At 64.3% G+C, this 8695-nt stretch carries 10 protein-coding genes and 1 pseudogene; 8 read left to right on the top strand and 3 right to left on the bottom strand.

Going from position 1 to position 8695, the window contains the following annotated elements; translation table 11 throughout:
• Positions 1–104: 104 nt before the first annotated feature.
• Positions 105–323: a methylglyoxal synthase gene (locus ACFOGJ_RS25900; protein ID WP_379906137.1), complete on the bottom strand. Its 219-nt coding sequence runs from the start codon at positions 321–323 to the stop codon at positions 105–107.
• A 55-nt stretch (positions 324–378) separates the two neighbouring features.
• Here ACFOGJ_RS25900 and ACFOGJ_RS25905 point away from each other — a divergent pair, with 55 nt between their 5' ends.
• Entirely contained in the window at positions 379–519 is a 141-nt protein-coding gene (locus tag ACFOGJ_RS25905; RefSeq protein ID WP_379906139.1) for a hypothetical protein, read from the top strand.
• Positions 520–522: 3 nt separating this feature from the next.
• The gene (locus ACFOGJ_RS25910; protein WP_379906141.1) at positions 523–1386 is read left to right on the top strand and encodes a DUF2652 domain-containing protein; all 864 of its coding nucleotides are present in this window, start codon (positions 523–525) and stop codon (positions 1384–1386) included.
• On the opposite strand, the pseudogene ACFOGJ_RS25915 reads toward ACFOGJ_RS25910, so the two are convergent.
• Positions 1356–1424 (bottom strand): annotated as a pseudogene (locus tag ACFOGJ_RS25915) (hypothetical protein); the annotation flags it as partial. The gene ACFOGJ_RS25910 and the pseudogene ACFOGJ_RS25915 overlap by 31 nt on opposite strands.
• A gap of 448 nt (positions 1425–1872) precedes the next feature.
• Between ACFOGJ_RS25915 and ACFOGJ_RS25920 the strand changes: the two are divergent.
• The 5 genes from ACFOGJ_RS25920 (at position 1873) to ACFOGJ_RS25940 (ending at position 7757) form a co-directional block, all read left to right on the top strand.
• The gene (locus tag ACFOGJ_RS25920; RefSeq protein WP_379906143.1) at positions 1873–2490 is read left to right on the top strand and encodes a T4SS efffector SepA family protein; all 618 of its coding nucleotides are present in this window, start codon (positions 1873–1875) and stop codon (positions 2488–2490) included.
• A gap of 86 nt (positions 2491–2576) precedes the next feature.
• Complete coding sequence (locus ACFOGJ_RS25925) at positions 2577–3830, top strand: hypothetical protein (RefSeq protein ID WP_379906144.1); 1254 nt, start codon at positions 2577–2579, stop codon at positions 3828–3830.
• Positions 3831–3897: 67 nt separating this feature from the next.
• On the top strand, positions 3898–4185 hold the full coding sequence (locus tag ACFOGJ_RS25930; RefSeq protein WP_379906145.1) for a hypothetical protein: 288 nt from the start codon (positions 3898–3900) through the stop codon (positions 4183–4185).
• Positions 4172–5194 (top strand): AAA family ATPase, encoded by a 1023-nt coding sequence (locus ACFOGJ_RS25935; protein WP_379906146.1) that lies wholly within the window; start codon positions 4172–4174, stop codon positions 5192–5194. Before ACFOGJ_RS25930 ends, ACFOGJ_RS25935 begins: the two co-directional genes overlap by 14 nt.
• Positions 5172–7757, top strand: a complete 2586-nt coding sequence (locus tag ACFOGJ_RS25940) for a S8 family peptidase (protein WP_379906147.1) — start codon at positions 5172–5174, stop codon at positions 7755–7757. Before ACFOGJ_RS25935 ends, ACFOGJ_RS25940 begins: the two co-directional genes overlap by 23 nt.
• Before the next feature lie 53 nt (positions 7758–7810).
• On the opposite strand, the gene ACFOGJ_RS25945 is transcribed toward ACFOGJ_RS25940, so the two are convergent.
• On the bottom strand, positions 7811–7957 hold the full coding sequence (locus ACFOGJ_RS25945) for a YgjP-like metallopeptidase domain-containing protein (protein ID WP_379906235.1): 147 nt from the start codon (positions 7955–7957) through the stop codon (positions 7811–7813).
• Between ACFOGJ_RS25945 and ACFOGJ_RS25950 the strand changes: the two genes are divergently transcribed.
• On the top strand, positions 7895–8668 hold the full coding sequence (locus tag ACFOGJ_RS25950) for a nitrilase-related carbon-nitrogen hydrolase (RefSeq protein ID WP_379906148.1): 774 nt from the start codon (positions 7895–7897) through the stop codon (positions 8666–8668). The genes ACFOGJ_RS25945 and ACFOGJ_RS25950 overlap by 63 nt on opposite strands.
• Positions 8669–8695: the final 27 nt, after the last annotated feature.

Below are 8695 nucleotides of genomic sequence, written 5' to 3' on the forward strand. Positions count from 1 at the left end.
CGATCCTCGCCTCAAGGGTGAGGATGACGAACATGGAGCGGCACCCGGCCAATTCCACGGCACCACCCGATGCCTGGGGGCGGGGCGATCTCGCGGCGCCGTCCCTATCCCCCCGCCAGCGCCGCGATCAGGATGTCCGCCGTCGAGCGGCTGCAGGCCATCGGCAGATCGTGGACGGTGGCGAGGCGGGTGAGCGCCTTCACGTCCACGTCGTGCGGCAGCGGCGAGAGCGGGTCGACGAAGAAGATGAGGGCGTCCAGCGCGCCCTCCGCGATCAGCGCGCCGATCTGCTGGTCGCCGCCCGCGGTGTCCCTGCCGGCCATCCTGTGAGAAGATCGTCGGTGCACAGTGAGCGGGCACGGCAAGGGGGCTGGTGCGATGACACTGCACAGCGGCTATCTACTGATGGCCGACATCTCCGGTTACACGGCGTTCCTGACCAGCTCGGAACAGGAACATGCCAACCCGAGCCTGCTGACGGCGCTGGTGGAGCAGGTGGGGGCGCCGCTGACCCTCTAGAAGATGGAGGGCGACGCGATGTTCGCCTATAGCGACCGCGACGGCTTCCCCTCCGGCGAATCGTTCCTGGCGCTCTGCGAGAACCTCTACAACACCTTCGCGCTGCGCCGGCAGAACATCATCGCCAACATCTCCTGCACCTGCCGTGCCTGCGCCAACGTGGCGGATCTGGACCTGAAGATCATCGCCCATTACGGCAGCTTCAAGGAGATCCAGGTCGGCCCGATGCGCGACATTTCCGGCGCCGACGTGATCCTGGTGCACCGCATGGCGAAGACCGACGTGGCGGCCGGTACCGGCATCCGCAGCTATGCGCTGTTCAGCGACGCCGCGGTGGCGGCGATGGGGATCGAGGCGGCGATGACCCCCTATGCCGAGGAGATCGAGCATTTCGGCGCGGTCTCCATGAAGGTCATCGACCTCGCCCGCGCCTGGGACGGGTTCCGCGCCGCCCGGCCGCGCGCCTTCCTGGAGGAGGCGGAGGGCATCCTCACCCTGCGGCACAGATATCCGGTGCCGCCTGCGGTGCTGTGGGAAACGGTCACCTCGCCGGCCTGGAAGCTGCGCTGGCTGGGCATGCGCACGGTCGATGTCGACCGTCCCGAGGGGCGGATCGGCCCCGGCTCGCTCTATGTCTGCGCGCATGACGACCTGGCGTTCCGCTACCATGTCACCGACTGGCAGCCGTTCGACTATTTCTCCACCCGCATGATCGATCCCGTGCACGAGGGACTGACCGTGGAGGAGACCTACGCCCTCTCCGCGACCGACGGGGGCACGGAGTTTCGCTTCACCGTCGGCCCGGCGGCATGCTCTCCGTTCCACTGCTTCATCCACGGGCGCACGCCCTGCTCCAATTCGGCGTAAATGGTCGCCGTTACTTTCTCGTAAACATCTCTTTTCATGGGTTCTTCTCCTAGTTTCACGGTTGCGCAGCAGCTGCTGCTGCAACCGGACTAGGCCCCGCGGCAATGAGCGGGTTGAATGCGGTCCAGGCTGAAAGGCGAAGGGATGGTGCCGTCCGCAGCATCGCGAGGACACGGTCCTTCGGTTTTCACCCGAAGGACTCGGCCTTGACCGCAGAGGGCGGCAGCCCTGACCAGGAAAAAAGAAAAGGTTGCACGGGCTGAAGGCCCGTTCCCTACAGGCGACTCTCAGGCCCGAAGCCGCAAAGCGGCGTGGGCCGACTCACCCACACGGGCGAAAAGAAGCCGCCTGATCCGCGCGAGGGATGGAAGCCCCCTGGCCGAAATCGCCGCAGCGGATTCGGTTAACGACAGCCCGGTCGCCTGAAGCCGCAGGCGCAGGGCGGCGCGCCCGACACCAATCAGCCGGGTTTGGCATTTTCGTATTATGTCGTATATTCATATTCTCGTATTTTTCTACAAGGGGGCGGCGATGCCTGATATTTCTCTAAGCCAAGCCGCGTTCGAGCGCCTCCAGCGCCACGCGAAGCCATTTGTCGATACGCCGGAATCGGTGATCCTGCGGGCGCTCGACGCCCTGGAACAGCAAACGGGACAACCGATGCCAGACGCGAGCGACGACGGATCGCCCGAACGGGAGATCGATGCGCGGGCTCTACCCCGCCTGACCCACACCAAGCTGCTGGATGCGGCAATCGACGGGGAGCGGCTGACAAAGCCCAACTGGAATTCGCTGCTCGATGAAATGCTGCGGCGTGCGATGCAGCGCGTCGGCAGCTTCGATGAGCTTCAGCGAATTTGCCCAGTCAACATGGTCAAGGGCCGCAAGGAAGACGAAGGCTACGGCCACCTGCCGGAGATCGACGTTTCCGTGCAGGGACAGGATGCCAACGGCGCCTGCCGGGCTATCGTGACGGCAGCGCAGGCTCTCGGCATGAGTCTCGATATCGGCTTCATGTGGCGGCACAAGGAAACTGCGGCCCATCCCGGCGAGCGGGGGCGGATTCGGCTGACCGGATCAGGTAAAGGAAGCAAGGCGGCGTAGGTGCCGGGTTGGTCGGGGGCAAGTATGAACGAGCGCGTAATACTACCTTTGCGAGGGATACTGGACCTTCTTTGGGAGGAAACTGAATGAAGATTTTTTGGTCCTGGCAGAATGACTACGCGCCAAAGATCAACCGGCACTTCATTCGGAAGGCGCTTGCGGAAGCCGTGGAACGTGCTGGTGATGAACTCGGCCTTGAGGACGCAGAGCGCCCTGAGCTCGACCACGACACGAAGAACACGGCGGGGATGGTCGAGATCACCAACACCATCTTCAGGAAGATTTCGCGGTCGGCAGTGTTTGTGGCGGACCTGACGCCCGTCGCCGCTACTCCCGCCGGCAAGGCTCTGCCAAACCCCAATGTGCTGATCGAATTGGGCTGGGCGCTGAGCGAACTCGGCGAGGGGCGGATCATCCCGGTCCTTAACACAGCCAGCGGCTACAAGCCTGACGATCTGCCGTTCGACATCCGGCATCGCCGCGCCCTGACCTATGAACTCGCGGAGGGCGCTGACAAGGCGGCGCAACGCAAAGCATATGAACGGCTCGTCGGCGACCTGGCCGGAGCCCTGAGCACCAACCTCCGGGAATACACAGAGGAACAGGCCGCCGAGGCCCAGATCGCGAGCATTCCGGCGAAGCCGGACAACCCATCAATATGGGCGACGGCAAGCGAGAAGCTGACCTGGCACGACAGTATGAGCGGCGACCGGAATGTAGCGTTTCCCGCCGTGCCGCGAGGCTATTTGCGAATTATTCCTGCCGGCTGGAAGAACAACATTCCTGCCGTCAGCGATATTGCGCGGCGACCGGACGATGAAAAGGTGATGCCCGTCGCACAAGGAACGTCCTCGGGCGATTTCGGTCCTTGCGAAGAGGGCTTTGTTTATCTCTGGTTCACAGGCGAAGATGCCAGCGGAGAGCCGGAAAGCCGGAACGTCGCCATGTGGTTCGATGAAACCGGCGAATATTGGGTCGTGCACGGAACCGCGATTCACGATTGGAAGTACGAGAAGTCGACCCTGAACGTTCATCGCCTGCTGACGGGTTGGGAGCAGGCTCTGCGCGCGGGCATGGAGGCGCTGGACCGGCTTGGGGCGACCCCTGTCAGAAGAGTGGAAGCAGGTCTCGTGGGCATCCGCGGGGTCATGTGGCCCGCAGATTTTCTTGCCTACTCCAGCCCGGCACGCAAGGAACGAACGATCATCCAGGTGCAACAGCGCGACTGGAGCGGCGATGCACAGCTTGCCTTCCTGACCGATGCCTACAACCGGATACGCGACAATTTTGCCCTGCCGCGGGCAGAGCGAAAGGATGTTGAAAAGCTGCTGGGGAGCTGACCTGCTGCCCATTCGCTTTGCTTGGGAGGTCATGATCTTATAAAGTCATGAAGACAGGATGATTTGAGTGGCGGCAGGTTCTATAAACATGGGGACCAGGAAACAGCCGGCGCGGGGCTCGTCCGGGGCTGGAGAGAACCGCGCGTCCGGCGAAAAGGAAGTCCCGATCCAGGTCATGGTGCCGGAGGCCGTTCGGCGTCAGGTCGCGCTGATGGGCGCCGACCGGGGCGAGAATATCAGGACTGTCGTGCTGCGCGGGCTGCGCGCCATCGGCATCGATATACCCGAATCCGAACTCGCCGACCGAAGAGGGCGCCGCCGGAACGGAAAAGGAGGCAGCGATGGCGCGCAGTGACCTCCTCATAAACCTCGTGAAGTCAGGAGCCAGCGGCGACAAACTCGCGCTGAGAAAGACGGTGGAAGCGATTGTGGCGGAGGAACGGGCGAAGCAGCACAACGTGGTCGCCGATCGGATCGAAAAAGCCTACCGCTCGGCAAACGGTCATGGCGGCAGCACGACGATGAACACGGTCTTTTCCGAGCATAATTCACGTGCGCGCGACTTCATCGCCGAGATCACGCCGCGTCGCCGCCTGGAGGACCTGATCCTGCCGGAGACGACGCTGCTCGCCGTGCAGCAGCTCATCGAAGAGCAGCAGCGCGCGAGCCTGCTGCGCTCGCATTCGCTTGAGCCACGGCATAGCGCCCTGCTCGTAGGGCCTCCCGGCAACGGCAAGACTTCCCTCGCAGAGGCTGTGGCAGAGAGCCTCGCGGTCCCGTTCTTCGTCGTCCGATATGAAGCGATGATCGGCAGCTTCCTCGGCGAGACGGCGAGCCGCATGAAGCGGGTTTTCGATTACGCCCGGACAACGCCCTGCGTCCTGTTCTTCGACGAGTTCGACACGGTCGGCAAGGAACGCGGCGATACGCACGAAACCGGCGAAATCAAGCGGGTGGTCACATCGCTGCTGATGCAGATCGACGATCTGCCAAGCTACGTGGTGATCCTCGCCGCGACCAACCATTCGGAACTGCTTGATCGCGCTGTGTGGCGGCGCTTCCAGCTTCGCCTGCCCTTGCCGGTGCCAACGCAGAAGCAGCTCGCTTCCTACCTGACGACGCTGAGCGAGCGCAGCGATCTCAAGCTCGGGGTCGGCGCGGCGCAGATCGCAAAGACGCTTGGCAAGGTGAGCTTCAGTGAGGCGGAGCAATTCTTCCTCGATGTCGCTCGCCGTCAGGTGCTTGCCGCCGGCGAGCGGACGCCGGCCGAGATCGCAAATCGGCAACTTAAACTCTGGGCGTCCCGCGTCCGCGGTCCAATGACGGAAGAACAGGACGATCATGCCGGAACGCCCGCTTCTTAAGCTCCCTGATCCCGAACCTTTCGATCCGAGGCCCGGCCCGCGCGGCGGCGGCAATCTCGCGAAGCCGCAACGCGGCAGGCAGGGCGCGCGGCTTGCGCTCCGCTTTAGCCGGCTGATGCAGGTCGCGGGCAACCCGCAGGAGCTGATAGGATTCCGCGACGATCCCGCTTCGATTGCGCCGGAGCGCGCCATCGTGTTCGAGGTCGCCGGTCAGCTCAAAGACTTCTATGCGCAGGCGCAGGCTCTCGGCCTTGAGTACCTCGGCGATTACGAAGAGGAGTTCGCGCCAAGCGACGACTTCTACGACACGAAGAAGCCGGAAAAGGCAATTTCCGGGCGCATCTACCTCGCCATGCCGGACGTGCGGGCTTTGCAGGAACTGCTTGGCCTCTGGCGCCGCTATCAGGGCGGCGAGAACATGCCACGCGGCAAGTCGGAATGGCGCGAGCTCTTCTCGCTGCTGATCGACGTCCGTCCCTGGGGTCCACAGGACCGGGTCCCGCCCGAGACGATAGAATTCTGGCAGGAATCCCTTCGCTACGCTCCGGAAGCGCCGGTGCGATTTGAAATCGAGCTCTGGTTCCACGAGAACGCAGATCAGCGCGCGCGGGCCTTTGCGCGGATGGCAGCTGAGGTCGAACGCATGGGTGGCACCGTCGTTCATCACGCCACTATCCCCGAAATCCGCTATGACGGGGCACTCGTCGATATCCCGCCCGATCAGGGGCAGAACCTGATCGATCACCCGGACATCGCGCTCGCGCGCGTCGATGAGATCATGTTCCTGCGACCGCAATCGGTTGCGCGGCATCCCCGAAAGGAAGAGCCGGAAGGCGAAGACGTGCCGCCGGATGCGGACGCCGCGCCACTTCCGGCAGGTGATCCGATCGCTGCCTTGCTCGACGGCCTGCCGATTCAGAACCACGTCCGGCTCTCCGGCCGGCTTATTGTGGACGATCCGGATGATCTGGAGGCCAGTTATCCCGTCAACCGCCGCGAGCACGGCACGGAGATGGCCTCGCTGATCATCCACGGCGATCTGACGCGCGGCGAGCCGCCGCTGCCGCGCCCGCTGCTGGTCCAGCCCGTGATGCAGCCGGATGGCGGAAACTCCGAACAGACGCCTCCTGACCGGCTGCTGGTCGATGTGATTCATCGCGCCGTTCGGCGGATCAAGGTGGGCGACGGCGATGAGCCGGCGACCGCGCCTGGCGTTGTCCTGATCAACCTGTCGCTTGGTGATCGCTGGCGTCCTTTCGCGCGCGTCATGAGCCCGCTCGGGCGGCTGCTCGATTTCCTCGCGCACCGTTACCGGGTGCTGTTTCTGGTCAGCGCCGGGAACGTGCTCGACCGGCTGGTTATCCCCGATTACGGAACCTCGCGCGAGTTCGAGGACGCCGACCCAGAGGAGCGGGAAAAGGCGGTGCTCGCGGCTCTCAACGCGAACAAGAGCCAGCGCACCCTCTTCTCCCCGGCCGAGGCGATGAACGCTCTCACCATTGGCGCCGCACACAAGAGCGCCGTGTTCAACGGGGGCCTTCCCGCCAACCTGATCGACCCGTTCACGGATGAGTGCCTGCCGAACATGGTATCGGCGATGGGCCTCGGCTACCGGAAGGCGGTAAAGCCCGATTTGCTTCTCGACGGCGGCAGAATGCCTGTGCGTGTGGTCGGCTCGGGTGGCAGCATCACAGTGGCACCGGTCGTGACGCCCGCACGGTTGTTCGGCGTAAAGGCAGCCGCACCCGATCCTCGAGGTAGCACACGACATGAGGATTTCGCCTGCGGAACCAGCGTCGCCACAGCCCTCGCGACCCGCGGCGGCCACCGGATATTCGATGCGCTGATGGATGGCGCCGGCGGCTCGAACCACGATGATCTGCCGCTGGAATATCAGGCGCTCGCGCTCAAAGCGCTTCTTGTTCACGGCGCGACCTGGGGGCCAAAAGGCGAGATGCTCGACGGTTTTTTCCAGCCGCAGGGATCGGGCCAGCATGTTGCTCGGCGCGACGACATTACCCGCCTGCTCGGCTTCGGAGTCCCCGATATTGAGCGGGTGCTCGATTGTGCTGAGAACCGGGCGACACTGGTCGGCTTTGGCAAGATCGCGGCTGAGAGCGCGCTCCTCTACCGCATCCCGATCCCGGCCGGGCTTGACGGCCAGCGCGCCTTCCGCGCGCTCACCGCGACGCTCGCCTGGTTCACGCCCATCAACGCCCGCCATCAGGGCTACCGCCGCGCGGCGCTCGACATCAGCCCCGGCACGGACGAAAAATACTGGATCGCTGACAAGCGCGCCCCCTGCCAGCCGACCGACAAGACCATTGTCCGCGGCAGCCTCTTCCATGAGCGCCGCACTGGCGAACGGGCCGCCGTGTTCGTCGACAATGGCGAGCTTCTGCTCCGGGTCTCGTGCCGGGCCACGGCCGGCGAACTGAAAGAGGAAGTTCCTTACGCGCTCGCCATCAGCTTCGAGGTTGGGGTTGAAACCGGTGTCGCGGTCTATGAGGAAGTCCGCGCCCGCATCGCGCCGCAGGTCGGGGTTGGCGTTGGTGCGCCGTGAGCGTCGGTACCGTCAATCCACCGGCGCGAGCGGCAGATCATTGAGGTGCTTCTTCACCTGCCGCCAATTCGGCATGTGTTGATCAAGCAGGCCAATGAAACCTTCGCTGTGGCGGGCACGATGAAGTGCGCGAGATCGTGCAGGATCACGTAGTCCAGGCACTCGATATCTTTTTTGGCAAGCTCCAGGTTGAGCCGGATGGTCCCGCGCTGCGGGCTGCTGCCGCCCCATCTCGTCAGACCCGCGACTTCAACACCTGCATCCTGGTGGACAGGCAGGCATGGATCATCGGCAAGTACCGCAAGATCCACCTGCCGGGCCATGCCGACAACCGCTCGCAGTTCGAACTGCAGCACCTGGAGAAGCGGTATTTCGAGACCGGCAATCTGGGCTTCGGCGCCTGGCGCACGATGGGCGGCGTGATGGGCATGTGCATCTGCAACGACCGCCGCTGGCCGGAGACCTACCGGGTGCTGGGCCTGCAGGGGGCGGAGCTGATCATGCTCGGCTACAACACGCCGACCAACATCCCCTGGGAGCCGATCTACGACCACCTGACCGACTTCCACAACCATCTCTGCATGCAGTCCGGCGCCTACCAGAACTCCACCTGGGTGGTCGGCGTCGCCAAGGCGGGGCTGGAGGAAGGCTCCGACTTCATCGGCGGGTCGTGCATCGTGGCACCCTCGGGCGAGATCGTCGCCATGGCCTCCACCCGCGCCGACGAGCTGATCACCTTCCGCTGTGACCTGGACCTCGCCCGCCACAACAAGCAGTCCATGTTCGACTTCGCCGCCAACCGCGAGCCGCAGGCCTATGGCCGCATCGTGGAGCAGAAGGGTGCCATCGTGCCGGAGGAAGAGGCGCAGCCGATCGCCGAGCCGCTGGCGGGGAAGCAGGCGGCGGAGTAGGGGCGCACCGCCACCGAGACGCCTCGC

The sequence above is a fragment of the Marinibaculum pumilum genome, from assembly GCF_042646425.1.
In the GTDB taxonomy this organism is placed as follows: Bacteria; Pseudomonadota; Alphaproteobacteria; order Ferrovibrionales; family Ferrovibrionaceae; genus Marinibaculum; species Marinibaculum pumilum.